The sequence below is a fragment of the Clostridium neuense genome (assembly GCF_045310695.1).
Lineage (GTDB): Bacteria > Bacillota > Clostridia > Clostridiales > Clostridiaceae > Clostridium_S > Clostridium_S neuense.
In genome coordinates this window covers 203,620-222,566 of sequence record NZ_JBJIAA010000007.1, presented here as the reverse complement: position 1 = coordinate 222,566, position 18,947 = coordinate 203,620, and the positions used below count along the sequence as shown (strand labels likewise).

Here is an 18,947-nt window from a genome sequence, read left to right as displayed (position 1 = left end):
GAATTAATGCTGTTTTACATTTTTTTTAAATTGTTCCAAACGTAAAGTCCATAGATATTTTAAATAGCACTTTTATTTATTGTATCTTCAACCTCTGCCTGTTCTTCTTGAAATTCCTCATTCTCTTTTTCAACTTTTTCCATTTTTGATATAGATACCTCATAAGCTATTTTCTTTATAGCAGTTGAATCTGATACTTTCTTTTCATATTCCCTACTTTGAAGCCTTCCCCATATTCTTATATTATCTCCCACAGTCAGACTCTCACAAAATCTTGAATTTCTTCCCCACGCTATAGTAGGTATGTAGTCCGACTTGTTATAAGCCCTATTTACTGCTAAAAGCATGTCAGATATTTCTCTTCCAAAAGGCGTAGTTCTATAAACAGGTCTTTTACATATAAATCCATCTAAGAATATCTGATTTGGATTTTTGCTTCTTTCTAGACAAGGTTGAATATTTCTCGAAAATACTGTAAGTATAAGTCTATTAGCTCCATCTACAAATTTATTATAGGATCTTAATTGTCCTTCTACTATTATTTCCTTTCCAACATCTAAATTCATACCTGTAATAAGTCTTTCTGAAACAGTTACAAATAATCTGTCCTTTGCGTCACTTAATCTTTGAACATCAAGATAAAAATTATAAAAACCTTCCCCATACATTTCGTGGCTAAATTCAAGTTTTGAAGCCACCACACCTTCAAGATATAATTTGTTATTTAACATTAAGTTGTCCATTATAACCCTTCTTTCCCTTAGTATTTAAATCTATCCCCTAAATAAAAATAAAATACAAACTTCTTTTCCATTATAATACAATTTTGCGTCAAATTTCAATAGGTAATTTTGATTTGTTTTCCATTATAGTCAATATAATAATTATTTTTATATAATAATCCTGAAACTGTTACAAAAGTGTAACCATCTCCTTTGAGCTTTTTTAATATCTTATCTAAATTTTCTGGTGTATATTTAGCATTATTATGAAACAATATTATTGAGCCTGGCTTTACTTTACTTATAACACGTTTATATTCAATTTCCTTACCTTGCTCCTTCCAGTCTATGCTATCAACATCCCACTGTATACATTTATGATTTGTTTTCTCCACAGCTTCAATAACAGAATTGTTATAAGAACCAGATGGACATCTAAAAATTTCTGTTTTTTTCCCTGTCAAAGCAAATATTTTTTCATCTGCCTTTTTAATATCATCTTCAATTTGTGATTTAGTCATGTTTGTCATGTCTGGATGTTTATTAGAGTGATTTCCTATTTCATTTCCACGTTTTGATATTTCTTTAGTTTCTTTTGGATACTCATCACACCACCTTCCAATTAAAAAAAATGTAGCTTTTGCATTATATTTATCAAGAATATCTAAAAGCTTTAAAGTATTGTCATTCCCCCAACTTGAATCAAAGGTTATAGCTATCTTTTTATCACTTGTGTCTACATTATATATAGGTAATTTTTTATTATTGCCTAAAAACACACCAATATTGCTTTTATAGATACACAAAAAAATCACAAAACTTGCTACAACCGCTACAATTGAAATTAATATTATCTTTATATCCTTCTTAGTTGTTAATATTATATGCACTGCTCTCCTCCAATATAAAATTTATTCTTCAAAATAAATATATATGAATGAATATTAAAAATTAGTAAAAACTATTCACATAATAATTTTAAGGAGGAGACCAATGCCAAATAGAAGAGCAACATTCACAAATATAAAAGGTCACAAAGAGGAATTTTCTTCTGAGGATTTAAATATTCAAAATAAATACTATCCAAGAGAAGCTAAAATCCAGAAAGCAAAAATCTCACATTATGAAAAAGAAAACTTTGTTGGTAGTGAAAAAGGAGCAAAAATCCCTATAAAGCATAAACTCACTTAATATTATTTATTCCTTTTTTATAATAATTATTATGTTTGCATAAAATATATACGTGATTTTTATAAATTTATTATAAAAAGCACCTTTTAATAGGTGCTTTTTATGTTATAATATTTATGTCAATTGTAAGCTAAAAATATTATTATATTTGTGCTTATATAAGGTTTTATATACTAATGGAGGGGGAAAAAAGATGTTTGAAGACACATTAGAATTAGCTGAAAACAAACTTCTTTTACTTTATATATTGAATGAATTAAAATTTCCTATTTCCAAAAATCAGCTTACAGAAATAGTCCTTGAAAATAATTTTATGAATTACTTTATTCTTCAGCAATATATACTAGAACTTATATCATCAAATTTTATTGAATCTGTAGAGCAAGATGGGAAACATAGAATATCTATTACTAGCTCTGGAATAAATGTTTTAAATTTATTTTCCAACAGACTCTTGGATGAAAAAAAATCAATAATTGATAATTATATAAAACTCAATTTAAACAATATAAAAAATGCAATAAGTGTCACTGCAGATTATACAATAGAAAATAAAAACAGCTATGTTGTAACCTTAAAAGCTATTGAAAATGATATAACTCTTATAGAAGTAAAATTAAATGTTGTTTCCAATAAGCAAGCAAGAGATTTATGTGCAAAATGGAAAAATTCTTCTTCTGATTTATATACAAAAATCATAAGTTTACTTACACAAGATTAAAAAATTGCAATACCAGTTGGCTCTTTGCCTATTGGTATTATTTTTTTTTTATTTCTTAAAATATCAAAACAAACTAGAACATTATTGCAGTTGTCATTTATAAATAATTTATTTTTATATTGCACTATACCTCTAAGCATACCTCCTAAATATATTCTTTTTATCTCTTTAACATTTTTCAAGCTAATTATGCTTACAGTACCATCCCCAAAATTAGCTACAAAAAGTAAATTTCCACTACACCATATATCCACCGGCCATTTTCCAACTTTTATTCTTGATACAGATAATTTATTTTTTACTGAAACTATGTTAACACTTCCAACATGATCAGTACCTATATTACTTTCACTGACAATAATATTTTCACCATCACTTGTAAAAAGAGCTTTCGTAGGATATTCACCTACTCTTACAGTATTTACTTCATCTACATCTTCGCTATGAAAAATCGTAATATCTGAGCTTAACATATTTGATGTTACAAATATGTTATTTTTACTATTGAGATCAATGCTGTGCGGTAAATATCCGCATGGAATAGCTTCTTCTATGAGTTCATGCTTTAAATTGTATTTAATTACATTATTAGAATCACCACATGCAACATATGCATTATCATTAAAAATTCTTACATCAGAACAATTCATACCTATAAAATAATCTTTATGAATGTTTTTTCTATTAACATCTATTGAGGTTAAAGTATTACTATAAATATTTGCTGCAATTATCCCCCCCATATACTTACATACAGAATGAGGACCAACCCTGCCTCCACCTCCTCTAAGATTAATTTTCTCTATTTCTAATAAATTATCTGGATCAACTACTGATATATCATCAGACCCGGAGTTACATACATAAATAAAACTCACAATTTTCTCACCGCCTTCCACCATAATATAATATGTATTTTTTATATTTATTGCTATTGTAATCTTGACAATATCTATTTTTTTAATGTATATTTTATAAAAGACTTTGCTTTAAAGTAAATACTTTTATTTTGTACTTATTTAAAACAAAGCCTATAAAAATAATACTATTTTATAATTGGAGGATGGTTACATATGCACGTATATAAAACTCATGGTACATGTTCAAGAGAAATTCATTTTGATATAGTGGACAATAAAGTTACAAATTTAACCTTCATTGGAGGATGCGCCGGAAATACTTTAGGCCTATCCAAGCTAGTAGAAGGAATGTCAGTAGATGAAGTTATAAAAAGGCTTAAAGGAGTAGATTGCAAAGGTAAAGGAACTTCATGTCCTGACCAACTTGCAAAAGCTCTTGAAGAAGCAAAATAACACAAAAAAAGTGACAAGTGACAGGTGATAAGCATCAAATTATGCTTGCTTTTTCTCCTCTACACTACTAAAAATATTTGAACTTAATTTAAAGATTTTTCGTAGCAAAGCGAAAAAAAAATCCTCATTAACTTGTCACTTGTCACTTGTCACTTATCACTTTTTTATTTAGCATTCTTTTATTGATTTCTCAAATATTTCAAGTACCTTATCAATTTCTTCAAAGCTTACATTTAAAGGTGGTAAAAATCTTACAACATCCTTACCTGCTGTAATCAAAAGAAGTTTATTTGCAAAACATTTATTTATAACATTTTTTAAATCGCAATTTAAACTTACACCAATCAAAAGTCCCATACCTCTTACATCTTTTATAACATCATATTTTTCTTTAAGCTTGCTAAGTTTATCAAACATGTACTTGCTCTTTTCTTCAACATTATCTAGTACACCATTATTTAAAAGTTCATTTACCACAGCTAATGCCACACCTGCTGCAAGAGGATTTCCACCAAATGTATTTCCATGATCACCAGGAACAAAGGCTTTTGCTACATTTTCCTTAGCAAGCATTGCTCCTATAGGAAAACCTCCCGCTAAAGCTTTTGCTATACATACAATATCAGGAATAACACCAAACTTCTTATAAGCAAAAAGACTCCCAGTTCTACCCATGCCACATTGAACTTCATCAAAAATTAAAACCGCGTTATTTTTATCACATAATTCTCTTAGAAGTTTTAAGTATTCCTTTTTTGCAGGTACAATACCACCTTCACCTTGAATAGGTTCAACTATAACCGCACAAGTTCTTTCACTTATCTTATTCTTTATATCCTCTTCATCATTAAAATTCACACTGGTGACATCACCTATAAGCGGTTTAAAGCTCTCTTGGTACTTAGTTTGGCCTGTAACTGAAAGTGCACCCATAGTTCTTCCATGGAAGGAATTATTCATATATATAATCTCTTTTTTACCTTCTCCACCATGCATAAGCCCGTACTTTCTTGCAAGCTTTAATGCAGCCTCTATTGCTTCTGTACCAGAATTACATAAAAAAACTTTATCATGGTCGCAGTTTTTGCATAAAAGTTCAGTAAGCTTCATAGCATTTTCATTCCAATAGTAATTTGATATGTGTATAAGTTTTTCACTTTGCTTTTTTATGGCATTAACCACTACAGGATTGCAATGACCCAAACAATTTACAGCAACCCCCGATACAAAATCAATATATTCTTCACCCTTTGAATCAATAAGTTTTGTTCCATTTCCTTTTTCAAAAATAACATCAAATCTTCCATAGGTATTCATTAAATAACTTTTTGACATTCTACATCCTCCTTACCACATATAACTGTACCATTATAGTTTAAAATATCATTAATTATGCAATGCTTATTTCTTCCATCAATAAGATGTACATTTTTAGTTCCACCCAAAACTGCACTAGTGCAACATTGCATTTTAGGAATCATCCCACCAGATATTATTCCTTCTTCAATATAATATTGTATTTCATCTATTGGTAAATTTTTTATAAGACTATTTTTGTCATTTATATCTCTGTATACACCCTCTACGTCAGTAAGAATTATAAGCTTTTCAGCATTTAAAGCTGAACTTATAAAAGAAGCTGCATAATCAGCATTTATATTATATATATTTCCTTTATCATCACAGCCTATAGGTGAAATTACAGGTACCTGACCATTTTTAACTAAATTTAAAATAAAAGTTTCATTTATATTTACAACTTCACCAACATATCCTATATCTATTTTTTCATCATTTATATATACATATTTTTTTTGTGCTTGTATTATTTTATTATCAACTCCGCTTAAACCAACGGATTTAACATCATTCATATTTAGTCTAAGGGATAAATTTTTATTTATTTTGCCTGATAAAACCATTTGAACTACTTCCATAACTCTTTCATCAGTTACTCTTAATCCCTCAACAAATTCACTTTTAACTCCAGAAATTTTAAGCCATTTTGAAATCTCTGGTCCACCTCCATGAACTATTACTAGGTTGATACCCATGTTTCTTAACATTTTTACATCTTCTATAAAGGCTCTTTCTGAATCTTCATTCTTCATTATGCTTCCACCGTATTTAATTACGAATGTTTTACCTTTAAACTCTTTCAATTTTCCTAAAGGATCTTCTAATTCATTTTCAACGTTTTTCACATTACAACACCAACCTTATATTTATTGACATGTATAATTATACATAATCTCAAATGTATATGCAATATTTTTAGCAAATTTTATTGAATAATTAGTCATTTTTATGTATAATCAATTTAAAATAAAAAAACTGGAGTGATGATAAAAATGATCAAAATTGGCATAATTGGCTCTACTGGCTATGCTGGAGCTGTTTTAACTAAACTTTTAATAAATCATCCAAATGTACAAATAGTTTTTTTGGCTTCTCATAGTTATGCTAATAATAAATTTAATTCTGTATACGGAAATTTCAAAAATATACTTGAAGCTTCGTGTATAGATAGCGAAGATGCAGTAGAAAACTACTTGCAAAAAATCGATGTACTTTTTACTGCCATGCCTTCTGGCAAAACTTTTTCTATAGTACAAAAAGCTATTAGCAAAAATGTAAAGGTAATAGATTTAGGCGCAGACTATAGATTAAAATCAAAAGCAACCTATGAGGAATGGTATAGGATAGATCACCCTTGCAGCAATCTATTATCTAAAGCTGTATATGGCCTGCCTGAAATAGCAAAAATGAAAATTAAAGCTTCAAATTTAATTGCAAATCCGGGCTGCTATCCAACTGCTTCTTCTCTTGCACTTATCCCTTTATTAAAATATGATTTAATAGAAAAAAATTCTATAATAATTGATGCAAAATCCGGTGTTACTGGTTCTGGTAGAAAAGCTTCTATAGGCAATTTATATGTTGAATGTAATGAAAGTGTGAAAGCTTACGGGGTTACCACTCACAGGCACACCCCTGAAATAGAGCAAACACTTTCGTATGTTGCAAAAGACAATATAAACTTAGTATTCACTCCTCATTTAATCCCAATGGATAGAGGTATTCTATCAACTTGTTATGGAAGCTTAAAAAAAGAAATAACATTAAATGATGTATATAGCTTATATAAAGAATTTTATAAAAATGAACCTTTTATAAGAATTTTAGATGAATTACCTGAAACAAGATGGGTAAAAGGTTCAAACTACTGCGATATTGGAATAAGAATAGATAAAAGAACAAATAAAATTGTAATATTGGCCGCTATAGATAACCTTATGAAGGGAGCTGCAGGTCAAGCTGTACAAAATATGAATATAATGTATGGGCTTGATGAAAAAACAGGGCTTGAAATAATCCCCATGTTTCCATAAATGCCAAATATGCCTGAAATAAATATAAAAAATTAAGCTTGAATAGTATATTATTAGAGAAAGAAGGAATAGCATTGAAACTTTTTTATGATAAATCCTTAACTGACGTGCCTTATTTTAAAGCTATAGGAATACACAGTGGACTTAAAAAAAAGAAAAATGATTTGTGTGTAATTTATAGTGAAAAAGCATGTGTTTCAGCTGCAACTTTTACTACAAACAAAGTTAAAGCATCCCCTGTTCTTTTAGATATGGAGCATATAAAAAATGATAAAACCTTTGCCATTGTTGTTAATAGTGGAAATGCCAATGCATGCAATGGAGAAGATGGTTACGAGAATGCCTTAGCTATGGCAAAAATCACAGCTGAATGCCTTAATATAAATGAAGAAGAAGTTCTTGTTTGTTCTACAGGAGTTATTGGAGTACCTTTGCCAATGGATATAGTATTGCCTGGAATAAAAGAAGCCTGCAGTAAACTTTCCTATACTGGAGGTAACGAAGCTGCAAAAGCAATAATGACTACAGATACTATAGAAAAAAAAGTTGCAGTTGAATTTTCCATTGGAGATAAAAAGGCAATAATATCTGCTATGGCAAAGGGTTCCGGTATGATACATCCTAATATGGGAACTATGCTAAGTTTTATAGCAACCAATATAAATATAGATAAAAATATGCTAAGTAAAGCCCTAAAAGAAAGTGTTGAAGATTCCTATAATATGATTTCAGTAGATGGAGATACAAGTACTAATGATACAGTAATAATACTAGCAAATGGTTCCCTTGAAAATCCTATTATAGATCAAGAAAATGAAGCTTATGTTTCCTTTAAAAAAGCACTTCATACTTTAAATATAGAAATTGCTAAAATGATTGCAAAGGATGGAGAAGGCGCTACTAAATTAATTGAGACAAAAGTGCTTAATGCTCCATCACTAGAAGATGCAAAAATAAGCTCTAAAGCTGTTATAAAATCAAGCCTGGTAAAAGCCGCTATCTTTGGCAGTGATCCAAATTGGGGAAGAATAATATGTGCTCTTGGCTACAGCAGTGCAAATATAAATCCAAATAATGTTGATATATCATTCTCCAATTCAAAAGGTTCAGTACAAACTTGTAAAAATGGAGCTGCTTTAGAATTTGATAAAAATTTCGCTGTTCAAATTTTAAATGAACCTGCTACAACAATAACCATTGATTTACACGACGGAGATTTTAGTGCTACTGCCTGGGGATGCGACTTGACATATGAATATGTAAAAATAAATGGGTGCTACACAACTTAAAAAAAGTGCGAAGTAATAATGCTTAGTCACATTAAAAAACTCCTATAAAGCTAATGTGAAAAAATCACAAAATCCTAAGATATTTCAATAACTCGCTGAAAAGATGCTCAGACAATTGAAATATCTAAGTATTTTGTGATTTTTTCGCAAAGATTTATTAGGAGTTTTTTAAACTGCTCCTTCAGCATTGTTACTTCGCTACCACAGTACTGCAAGGAAAAAATTCCTCCGTTCCTACGGAATTTTAGCTGTAAACTTGTACAACCCATTATATATAAATTCTTATATCAAAATAATATCATTTATAAGTTTTAGATTTTCTGCAGCAAAGCGGAAGAAAATCATCCTTCACTGTACTTTGTACTCTGTCATCTGTACTCTATCTTTAAGTATTGTGGTCAAGCTTGATACTTAAACTGACTATTATAAAGGTCTGCATAAGTTCCATTTTTATCTATAAGTTCATCATGATTTCCTCTTTCAACAATATGACCATTCTTCATAACAAGTATCATATCCGCATCACGTATAGTTGAAAGTCTGTGAGCTATAACAAAGCTTGTACGTCCCTTCATCATGGAAAGAAATGCATTTTGTATTTTTATTTCTGTTCTCGTATCTACACTGCTGGTTGCTTCATCTAATATAAGCATTGGTGGATCTATAAGCATCACCCTTGCTATGGTTAAAAGCTGTTTTTGTCCCTCAGAAAGATTTCCACCAGCTTCAGTTATCATTGTGTCATATCCATCAGGAAGTCTCTTTATAAAGCTATGAATATATGCTGCTTTAGCTGCACTCTTTATTTCCTCTAAAGTAGCACTTGGCTTTCCATAAGCTATATTTTCTCTTATAGTACCCTCAAAAAGCCAGGTATCCTGAAGTACCATACCAAATTGACTTCTAAGACTATCTTTAGTAATACTATTTATTTCCTTACCATCTATAGTGATTTTTCCTTTATCTAAATCATAAAATCTCATAAGTAAATTCACCATAGTAGTCTTTCCAGCACCAGTAGGGCCTACAATGGCTATAGTACTTCCTTTCTTTATATCAACACTGAAGTCCTCTATAAGTGGTACTTTCTTATCATAAGCAAAAAACACATTTTCAAAATCAACATTTCCATCGCAACTTTTTACAATTTCAGCATCTTTAGAATCTTGTAATTCTGATTCTTCATCCAAAATAGCAAATATTCTTTCACAGGATGCAAAAGCAGCTTGAAGTTGAGTAGCTACACTTGTTATATTATTTATTGGCTGTGAAAATTGAGTTGAGTAAGTTAAAAAACTTGAAATTACACCAACACTTAATCCACTCAAAACAGAAAGTATTCCTCCTACTAGTCCAACTAGAATATACGTAATATTGTTTACAAATCTTGTAGAGGGATTGGTAAGCGATGAATAAAATTGTGCAAGCTGCCCACACTTATAAAGCCTTCCATTAATCTTAGAGAAATCTTCTTGTGCCCTTTCTTCATATCCAAAAAGCCTAACTACCTTTTGATTTCCTATCATTTCTTCTATATATCCATTTAGTTCTCCTAAGGTTTTTTGCTGCTCTTTAAACATTTTATTAGATCTTTTCGTAATAAATGAAGCAATAAAAAAGCATAGAGGAGTCATTAGCACTATTACACAGGTTAATTTAACACTTAAAAATAACATTAAGATAAGCGAACTTATTATAGTTATGATACCCGGATAAAATTGTGTTATACCTTGAAATAATCCATCTGAAATGTTATCCATATCATTTGTAAGTCTGCTTATAACATCACCATGTGGAGTCCTATCAAAATATTTTAAAGATAATGTACTTATTTTATTCAAAGCCTCATTTCTTAAATCCTTGACAGTATTATAAGCTATAATATTTGCAACGACGGTAAAAAGCCATGTAAATAACGAACTTACTATATAAATCACCGCAAGTAATATAACTATTTTAATAAGAGCATCAAAATTAACTTTGCCTTTAGTAACTATTTTATCAATAGCCTTTCCGATTATTAATGGCATAAAGGCAATAAGAACATTACTTATAAGTGCAAATATCAATGAAGCAAACATATAGCCCTTATATTTTAAAACATAACCTATAAGCCTAGAGAACGTACTTTTTTTCATCTATATAGCCTCCTCCTTTTTCATTTGAGAGCTACATATTTCATTATAAACACTTGATTTTTCAAGTAACTCCTCATGTGTTCCAACTCCAGCTAGTTTACCATCATCTAACACAATTATTAAATCAGCATTTTTTATAGTACTTATCCTTTGAGTAACCATAATTACAGTCATTCCTCTAGAATTTTCTCTTAAAGCTTTTCTAAGTGCTGCATCTGTAGCATAATCAAGTGCACTTAAACTATCATCCATAATTAGTATTTCTGGCTTTTTGACTATTGCTCTTGCTATGGTAAGTCTTTGCTTTTGACCTCCAGAAAAATTAACTCCACCTTGAGAAATATACGTATCATATTTTTCAGGCATTCTTTCCACAAATTCTGATGCCATTCCAATTTCTGCGGCTTTCTTTACTTCCTCCATACTAGCATTTTGATTTCCCCATCTTATATTTTGAGATACAGTGCCAGAAAATAAAACAGCTTTTTGTGGAACTAATCCAATATTATTTTCAAGTTCATTTTTAGTGTATTCCTCAACATTAATACCATTTATCAGTATACTTCCTTTACTAGCATCATACAGTCTAGGTATTAAATTAATTAGTGTAGTTTTTCCTGAGCCTGTACCACCAATTATTCCAACCGTTTGACCTCTTTTTATTTCAAAAGAAATATTGCTTATAGCATCTTCCTTGGAATCCTTATAAGCAAAAGATACATTATGAAATTTAAGTATAGGAATACTTTCATCATAATTTTTACTGAAGCTACCGTTCCCACTATACTTAATGCTAGGCTGTGTATTAAATATTTCATTTACACGGGAGGCACTAGCCGTTGCTTTTGTAAAGGTAACTATAAGACTAGCAAGTACTATAAGCGCCGATAAAACAAGATTTATATAGTTTATATAGGCTATTACCTTGCCTGTTGTCATTCCTCCTATATTTACCCTTACTCCTCCAAACCAGATTACTGCCATAAGTGCAAAATTCATTATTATACTTGTAACTGGATTCATAAGTGCTGATATCTTACCTACTTTAATTGCGGTACCTGCAAGATTTTCATTAGCTTCTTTAAATCTTACTTTTTCACTCTCTACTCTAGAAAACGCTCTTATAACTCTTACTCCAGATAAATTTTCTCTTAATATAAGTGCTAATTTATCTAACTTTTTCTGAACAACCTTGTAAAGTGGAAGAGATTTACTCATAATAAGATATACTGCAAAAGCAAAGAGAGGAATTGATAAATACATTATGACAGATAATTTAACATCAAGCAGCATTGCCATTATGATTCCACCAATGCACAAGAATGGTACTCTTATGGCAAGTCTAATGAATAATGCAAGAGCAAGCTGAAGCTGATTTACATCATTTGTTACACGATTTATAAGAGATGGAGTCCCAAAATCGTCAATTTCATTATATGAAAAGTTACCTATCTTCTTAAACATTTCATTTCTAAGCGCAGTTCCAAAGCCTTGTGAAGCTATTGATGCAAAATATTGACAAGTAAATGATGAAATTACTCCGAGGCATGCCATTAAAAACATTATGAGACCTACTTCAATTATGTAATTAATATTTTTCGTTCCTATTCCTTTGTCTGTTATTAAAACCATTATTGTAGGTATTGATACTTCAAAAATTGCTTCAAGCAGTTTAAATATAGGACCTAATACAACTTGCTTTTTATATGGTTTTATAAATTTTAATAAGTTATTCAAACTTCGCCCCCCTAATTTTCAATATGTATTGAATATTTTTCAAATTTCATTTATTATTATAGCAAAAACACTTATATATTAAAAATACATAATATATATTAGTATCATACATTTATTGTATATAAGAAGGTGATTAAAATAGATATTAAACAGCTAAAATATTTCTATACCATTGCAGAAGAAGGTCAAATAACAAATGCTGCCAAAAGACTTCACATCGCCCAACCTCCTTTAAGCTATCAGCTTAAAAATTTAGAAAATGAGCTAGGTGTAAAGCTTGTTGAAAGAGGAAGCCACCATATTAAATTAACCGATGCAGGCCTTATGCTTTATAAGCGTGCAAAACAAATATTGACATTAACAGAAGCCACTGTGGATGAACTAAAAGATTTTAAAAAAGGAACATATGGGACTCTATCCATAGGAACTGTATCTTCCTCTGGAGCCTCACTTTTGACTGGTAGACTAAATACATTTCATGATAAATACCCATTTGTAAATTTTGATATACATGAAGGTAACACATATGAATTATTAGAAATATTAGATAAGGGTATAATTGAAATTGCCATAGTTAGAACACCATTTAATACTTCTGGGCTAAATGCAATTTATTTACCAAAGGAGCCTATGGTTGCAGCAATGATAAATGAATTAAATTGGAATGATAGTAAAGTTATTAATATCACAGAATTAAATAATAAGCCAATAATATTTTATAAAAGGTTTGAAAAGCTTATACTAAAAGCTTGTGATGATTGTAATTTTGAGCCTACTGTATTTTGTAAAAATGATGATGCAAGAACATCTCTTCTTTGGGCAAATTCAGGACTTGGAATCGCTGTAGTTCCAAAATCCTCACTAAGATTAATAGGTTCGTCTAATTTAATTTTCAAGGAAATTAATAATGAAATGCTGTCGACTCAGATAGCTGCAATATGGTCTAAAACTGGATATCTTTCATCAGCAGGAAAAAACTTTTTGCAGCTCTTTAAAGATAATGGGAAAAACGAGAAGTAACAATGCTTCGTCACGTTAAAAAAGCTCTATAAATCTAAGGCTCAAAAATTGTAAAATATATATTTCGCCCATCCATACGGAAAGTGGATATTACAGTTTAAGCTTGTATCCACTTTTTATAATGAAATTTAAAATGCATTATACAATTTATGTATACTTAATATACTATTTTATTTGAAAATTCTTTTCACTAATACTTTAGGGCCTAAATAATGTATATTAAAACAATTAATTATAACAAATTAATATCCCCTACATTTTTATGGCTATACTCTTATTGCATTTTATTTTAAGTTTACTACATAAAAATATTCATACAAAAAAAGTTGTGCTTATGACAGCCTTTTTAACTCTTATAAATGTGTTTTTTAGTTTTATTATAAGCAAAGTTTTTCCTGTTAATAGACCTTTTATTCACCATAGTGTACATTTACTTTATTATCATAGACATAGTTCTTCATTCCCAAGTGATCATTCAATAGTTACTCTTACTATAGCCCTAGGCATTTTAAAATATAATAAAATCTTGGGAATAATATTAATTTTATTATCAGCTGCAGTTGGCTTCTCAAGAATTTATGTTGGACATCATTATCCATTAGATGTAATAGGCGGATGTATTTTATCCTTACTAACTACTTACATTTTTAACAAAACATTAGAAATCACTATATATAAAAACAAGAGAGTATCAATTTAGCTCTCTTGTTTTTATATATAGACAACCTGAAAATTTGAAATGGCTAACACCAAGTTTATTCTACAAAACTAGGATTTTACTTAGAGTACAGAGGCCAGCGAAGGATGATTTTTCTCCGCTATCGCTTCGAAAAGTCTAAAACTTAATGCTCACGCATGTCTTAAAATATAATATTCAGCGCAGCTAATACTATTAAGTTCTAAGATTTACCTGAGAGAAACAAAAGGTAAATCCACATTCACTGTACTCTGTCAATTGTACTCTGAGTTAAATATATTTTTACAGGATAAATTTAGTATTAGTAATTTATATATTTTAGCTTGTTTATCTATATTCATTCTAGTTTTCCAAAAACAAATCCTTGAGACTTTAAATAATCTATTATAGTTGGCAATGCTTGTACAGTTGTTGACTTAGCCGCAGCATCATGCATTAATATGACAACTATTTTCTTTCCCTGAGTATATTTCTTGACGTTGTTAATTAGTGTGTCAACAGGTACATTAGGGTGATCAGCATCTCCATTCATATCATTCCAGTTTAAAAATCTATATCCTGCATTGGTTACAGCTTGTCTAAAAGGCTCAAGCCTTTTTTGACTTTCAAAGGCACCTCCAGGGAATCTCATGAAGTTTTGAATATATTTATCACCCGCTATATTTTTTAATACCGAATCACATTTTTTCACATCTTCTAAAAACACCTCAGGACCTTCTCTGTAGTTAAGAATATGGCTATATGTATGATTTGCAACAGAATTATTATCGGCCAATTCCGATTTTACAAGCTCTGGATATCTCTCAGCATTTTTTCCTATTAAGAAAAATGTTGCCTTTATCTTATTGTCATCGAGTATTTTTAGTATTTTTGTAGTGTTTATTGATGGCCCATCATCAAAAGTTAAATATGCTATTTTTTTAGTACTTTCCTTTTGATCAACCCATGGCATTACTTCTCCTGGGTCGGATTTCATTTTAAAAACTTCTATGCCCTTATCTTTGTCTTCCAAATCTAATTTTTTCTTCTTTTGGGCAGCAACTTTTTTATGAGTCACAACCTTTTTACTAGATACTTTTGTAAATGCTGCTCCGCTATAATTTCTTACAAATATGCAAATTGTACAAAGTATTAAAATCACAATAATGCATAAAAAAACACTTCTTCGCCTTCGCATTTTTATTTTTCTATTATTTTTTATCAATCAGTTCACCTTCTGTATATAATAAGTTCCTCTAATATTATAACAATGTAATAATGTTATTAAAAATACATAATAAGTATTTTTAACATATATTTTATATATATGACAAAAACCTTTCAAAACATCAGCAAATAATTACAATTTAAAACAAAGATATAGAAATGGTGGAAAGCCTATAAAAACATAACATTTCTATATCAAACCAGTTTAATTGCTAACTATTCATGTGTCATAATTTCTTGAAATTTGTCATCTAGATGTATAAGCAGTTTAGACCCCCACTTTATTTAAATACTCCAAAAGTGTACCCCTGTTCTTTGAGATATTGTATTATTTCTGGAAGAGCTTGTACAGTAGTAACCTTAGCTGGTGCATCATGCATCAATACAACTACAATCTTATGCCCTCTTATGTCACTTTTAACATGATTTATAAGATAATCTACAGGTTCAAGATTTCTATCTGCATCTCCCGTCAAGGCATTCCAATTTAAGAATCTATAACCGTTTTGTTTTACTGCTTCTCTATAGGGTTGAAGCGATACTTGAGTGCTAAAGGCACCTCCAGGAAATCTCATAAACTTTTGAATGTACTTATCACCAAGTATATTTTTTAGTACTTTATCGCATTTATTTACATCATCCATAAATCCTTGAATATCTCCTCTATATCTTAGTGGATGGCTATAAGTATGATTAGCTACAGAATTTCCTTCAGCAACTTCTTGCTTCACAAACTGCGGATATCTTTCAGCATTTTGTCCAATTAAAAAAAATGTTGCATTTATATTATTTTCCTTAAGTATGTTTAATATTCTAGGTGTATTATAAGATGGTCCATCGTCTATAGTGATATATGCTATTTTTTTATTACTATTTTTCTGAAGTTCCCATGGCTCAAATTCTCCTGGAGGAGTATCAACAGTGCATACCTCAACTCCACTTCTAACATTAGTTTTATTTTCCTTCTCCTTCTTACTCACCTTTTTTGCTTTAGGAGTAACTTTAATTTCTGCATTTACCTTGGATTTTTCATAGTAATACTTACCAACTTGAAAAAAAGCCCCCCAACAGCCTAAAACAATAAAACAAGTTAATACAATAAATATGATTCCTTTTTTGTTTTTCAATAAATTCACCTTCTATATGCAAAGTATGTCTAAATAGAAACTAATTTAATTTTAATTCATAGATCTTGTTTAAAGAACTAATTATAAAAAAAATATAAAAGATATATAAAATTATAATTAAATTCGTTCCACATATATAATACCACCGAATATTATAATAAGTATGTACAAATTTATTACAATATAATTACAACATGTAATTTTATATAAAAATACATACAAATAAGTATGGTTATCAAACTTTTATACCAACCATACTTAAATAATTTTCTTATAAAAAAGGCAAAACAATTCAAGTTGCCTAAATTATTTTATTTTTGTATATGAATTTATCACATACGCAATTTCAATTAATGGTGACCTTGGGTTTTCAAGCTCACGCGCAATTGATTTTTCACTGCAGCCTTCTACAAATTCCATCATACTCCAAAATCTTAGCGGTTTCAATGTATCAATAATTCCTTTTTCTCTAGTTGGAATTATTAATTCCAATATTTTTCTTCTCTCATTCTTATCACCAATAATCTCATCTTTATACTCTTCTATAAGCCTTGTTGCTTTTTTTAGCACTATTGCCTTTTCTCCATCATTAAATTTACTCCATAAAAGTAACAACATAGCCCTTATTAACCTATTCTTTTCACTTATTTTTTCAATTATAGGAAATTCCTTGTTTTCTCTACACAGCCTATACAAATATGTGATTTTCAAAATAACATCAAAACTATCCCAATTCTCTTGTATAAAATCCCACTCAAACCTCCAGAGTATTTCTAATCTATCATATAATTCAATGCTAGAAAACATTTCACTTTTTACACATTTTTTTAGAAGCTCTATATCATCTTCATATCTTAGCAAATTTACTTTTATTGCCTGTTCCCTTTTATTTCTGTAATTTAATCCTTCTTCAAAACTAACAGCTCTTCCCTTAGCAAGTTCTCCTACATTACAGTGTATGTGATTTCTATTAAAATATATGTCTTCCTTGCCATTTCTCATTATAAAACCAAAGTCATTAAATTTTTTTATTGCAGGATTATATCCACCAAACCACTTTATAATTCCTATATCCCTACTTTTTTTATTTAAAATCACTTTTCTCATATCACCTATCATGTATAGCGAACCACATACGAGAATCAAATCTCCATTTTCATAATATGAAACTGCCTTATCATAAGCTTTATCATAGTTCTTTTCCCATTCAGAATTCTTATTATATATTTTGACTATATTACATAAATCCTCTGCAGTTTCTGCTCTATCGTTATTAGGTGCTACGGTTATAACCCTATATGCATCCTTAGCTATTAATTCAACCATATTTTCAACTTGTTTATCGGCTAGTATTCCAAGTATTAGTATTATTCTATTGTAATTAAAATAAGTATGTATACTCTCGTTTAATTTTCTAATCCCATCAATATTATGTGCACCATCAATAAGTACAAGTGGATTTGTACTTATTATTTCAAGTCTGCCTTTCCATTTAACGCTAAAAAGTGCCTCAACTATATTTTTCTTTTCAACTTTAAGCCCCATATCCTTAAGCTTTTCTACTGCATAAACCGCAACTGCAGAATTTAAAAGTTGATGAGTACCAAGAAGTGCAAGTCTAATATCATATTCGTTTTTTAAAGTTTTTATAGTTATGTGCTGCAAATATTTTTTCCCTTCTATTTCATTTTCTATGTAATGAACAGAATTTATATCGACATTTATAATTTCGGCATTTTTATTTCTAGCAACATCATTTATTATGTCACCCGCTTCCTTTACTTGCGGGTATAAAATAAGCGGAACCCCTTCTTTTATTATTCCTGCCTTTTCATAAGCTATTTTACTCAAAGTATCTCCCAATATATGCATGTGATCATAACTTATAGATGTTATAACGGTTAGAATTGGATTTATAACATTAGTTGCATCAAATCTCCCTCCAAGTCCTACTTCAATTACTGCATAATCTATTTTTTCAATATAAAAATAAAGAAAAGCTGCACAGGTTATTATTTCAAACTCCGTAGGATATTCCGTGCTTTCTTTTTTAACCCTTTCAGCAGCTTCTTTAACCTTTTCCATTATATTGCACAATTTTTCTTTAGGTATATTAACCCTATTTATCTGTATTCTCTCTTCAAATTCCTCTATAAATGGTGATGTATACATTCCAACTTTATATCCAGCATTAATGAGAATCTCAGATATCATTGCTGTTGTAGATCCTTTACCATTTGTACCCGCTATATGTATACACTTAAGTTTTTTGTGGGGATTATCTAAAAAGTCCAAAAGTTTTTCTATTCTTGAGAGTCCCAAAATGCTTCCAAATTTTAAAGTACTGTGTATATAATTCATAGTCTCTTCATAAGTCAAAAAAATCACCACCAA

At 29.8% G+C, this 18,947-nt stretch carries 17 protein-coding genes; 7 read left to right on the top strand and 10 right to left on the bottom strand.

Features of this window, described 5'->3' with window-relative positions:
* Positions 1-59 precede the first annotated feature (59 nt).
* Together ACJDT4_RS10330 and pdaB are read right to left on the bottom strand one after the other, a co-directional pair.
* Positions 60-743: a single-stranded DNA-binding protein gene (locus ACJDT4_RS10330; protein ID WP_406787483.1), complete on the bottom strand. Its 684-nt coding sequence runs from the start codon at positions 741-743 to the stop codon at positions 60-62.
* A gap of 95 nt (positions 744-838) precedes the next feature.
* Positions 839-1,612, bottom strand: coding sequence for a polysaccharide deacetylase family sporulation protein PdaB (gene pdaB, locus ACJDT4_RS10325; protein WP_406787482.1), 774 nt, complete (start codon positions 1,610-1,612; stop codon positions 839-841).
* Positions 1,613-1,715: 103 nt separating this feature from the next.
* Between pdaB and ACJDT4_RS10320 the strand changes: the two genes are divergently transcribed.
* Both ACJDT4_RS10320 and ACJDT4_RS10315 read left to right on the top strand, forming a co-directional pair.
* On the top strand, positions 1,716-1,913 hold the full coding sequence (locus ACJDT4_RS10320) for a hypothetical protein (RefSeq protein WP_406787481.1): 198 nt from the start codon (positions 1,716-1,718) through the stop codon (positions 1,911-1,913).
* A 193-nt stretch (positions 1,914-2,106) separates the two neighbouring features.
* Entirely contained in the window at positions 2,107-2,634 is a 528-nt protein-coding gene (locus tag ACJDT4_RS10315; protein WP_406787480.1) for a DUF4364 family protein, read from the top strand.
* On the opposite strand, the gene ACJDT4_RS10310 is transcribed toward ACJDT4_RS10315, so the two are convergent.
* A complete protein-coding gene (locus ACJDT4_RS10310) occupies positions 2,631-3,512 on the bottom strand; it encodes a YncE family protein (protein WP_406787479.1) in 882 nt (293 codons plus the stop codon). The two genes, ACJDT4_RS10315 and ACJDT4_RS10310, sit on opposite strands and share 4 nt — an antisense overlap.
* Positions 3,513-3,707: 195 nt before the next feature.
* On the opposite strand from ACJDT4_RS10310, the gene ACJDT4_RS10305 reads away from it, so the two are divergent.
* Complete coding sequence (locus tag ACJDT4_RS10305) at positions 3,708-3,947, top strand: TIGR03905 family TSCPD domain-containing protein (RefSeq protein ID WP_406787478.1); 240 nt, start codon at positions 3,708-3,710, stop codon at positions 3,945-3,947.
* Between the two features lie 168 nt (positions 3,948-4,115).
* Here ACJDT4_RS10305 and ACJDT4_RS10300 read toward each other — a convergent pair whose 3' ends face one another.
* The gene (locus ACJDT4_RS10300) at positions 4,116-5,282 is read right to left on the bottom strand and encodes an aspartate aminotransferase family protein (protein ID WP_406787477.1); all 1,167 of its coding nucleotides are present in this window, start codon (positions 5,280-5,282) and stop codon (positions 4,116-4,118) included.
* Complete coding sequence (gene argB / locus ACJDT4_RS10295; protein WP_406787476.1) at positions 5,264-6,151, bottom strand: acetylglutamate kinase; 888 nt, start codon at positions 6,149-6,151, stop codon at positions 5,264-5,266. The genes ACJDT4_RS10300 and argB overlap by 19 nt, the downstream gene beginning before the upstream one ends.
* 147 nt (positions 6,152-6,298) lie before the next feature.
* On the opposite strand from argB, the gene argC reads away from it, so the two are divergent.
* The gene (gene argC, locus ACJDT4_RS10290) at positions 6,299-7,339 is read left to right on the top strand and encodes an N-acetyl-gamma-glutamyl-phosphate reductase (protein WP_406787475.1); all 1,041 of its coding nucleotides are present in this window, start codon (positions 6,299-6,301) and stop codon (positions 7,337-7,339) included.
* A gap of 74 nt (positions 7,340-7,413) precedes the next feature.
* Positions 7,414-8,628: a bifunctional glutamate N-acetyltransferase/amino-acid acetyltransferase ArgJ gene (gene argJ / locus ACJDT4_RS10285; RefSeq protein ID WP_406787474.1), complete on the top strand. Its 1,215-nt coding sequence runs from the start codon at positions 7,414-7,416 to the stop codon at positions 8,626-8,628.
* Positions 8,629-9,026: 398 nt separating this feature from the next.
* On the opposite strand, the gene ACJDT4_RS10280 is transcribed toward argJ, so the two are convergent.
* Both ACJDT4_RS10280 and ACJDT4_RS10275 read right to left on the bottom strand, forming a co-directional pair.
* The gene (locus tag ACJDT4_RS10280; RefSeq protein ID WP_406787473.1) at positions 9,027-10,766 is read right to left on the bottom strand and encodes an ABC transporter ATP-binding protein; all 1,740 of its coding nucleotides are present in this window, start codon (positions 10,764-10,766) and stop codon (positions 9,027-9,029) included.
* A complete protein-coding gene (locus tag ACJDT4_RS10275; protein ID WP_406787472.1) occupies positions 10,767-12,503 on the bottom strand; it encodes an ABC transporter ATP-binding protein in 1,737 nt (578 codons plus the stop codon). It abuts the gene before it with no gap.
* A 138-nt stretch (positions 12,504-12,641) separates the two neighbouring features.
* On the opposite strand from ACJDT4_RS10275, the gene ACJDT4_RS10270 reads away from it, so the two are divergent.
* Together ACJDT4_RS10270 and ACJDT4_RS10265 are read left to right on the top strand one after the other, a co-directional pair.
* The gene (locus ACJDT4_RS10270; protein WP_406787498.1) at positions 12,642-13,523 is read left to right on the top strand and encodes a LysR family transcriptional regulator; all 882 of its coding nucleotides are present in this window, start codon (positions 12,642-12,644) and stop codon (positions 13,521-13,523) included.
* Between the two features lie 262 nt (positions 13,524-13,785).
* A complete protein-coding gene (locus tag ACJDT4_RS10265) occupies positions 13,786-14,223 on the top strand; it encodes a phosphatase PAP2 family protein (protein WP_406787471.1) in 438 nt (145 codons plus the stop codon).
* 334 nt (positions 14,224-14,557) lie between these two features.
* Here ACJDT4_RS10265 and ACJDT4_RS10260 read toward each other — a convergent pair whose 3' ends face one another.
* The 3 genes from ACJDT4_RS10260 to ACJDT4_RS10250 all read right to left on the bottom strand — a co-directional run bounded on the left by ACJDT4_RS10260 (position 14,558) and on the right by ACJDT4_RS10250 (position 18,932).
* On the bottom strand, positions 14,558-15,424 hold the full coding sequence (locus ACJDT4_RS10260) for a polysaccharide deacetylase family protein (protein WP_406787470.1): 867 nt from the start codon (positions 15,422-15,424) through the stop codon (positions 14,558-14,560).
* Positions 15,425-15,707: 283 nt separating this feature from the next.
* A complete protein-coding gene (locus tag ACJDT4_RS10255) occupies positions 15,708-16,553 on the bottom strand; it encodes a polysaccharide deacetylase family protein (protein WP_406787469.1) in 846 nt (281 codons plus the stop codon).
* Positions 16,554-16,859: 306 nt separating this feature from the next.
* Positions 16,860-18,932, bottom strand: a complete 2,073-nt coding sequence (locus ACJDT4_RS10250; RefSeq protein ID WP_406787468.1) for a bifunctional folylpolyglutamate synthase/dihydrofolate synthase — start codon at positions 18,930-18,932, stop codon at positions 16,860-16,862.
* Positions 18,933-18,947: the final 15 nt, after the last annotated feature.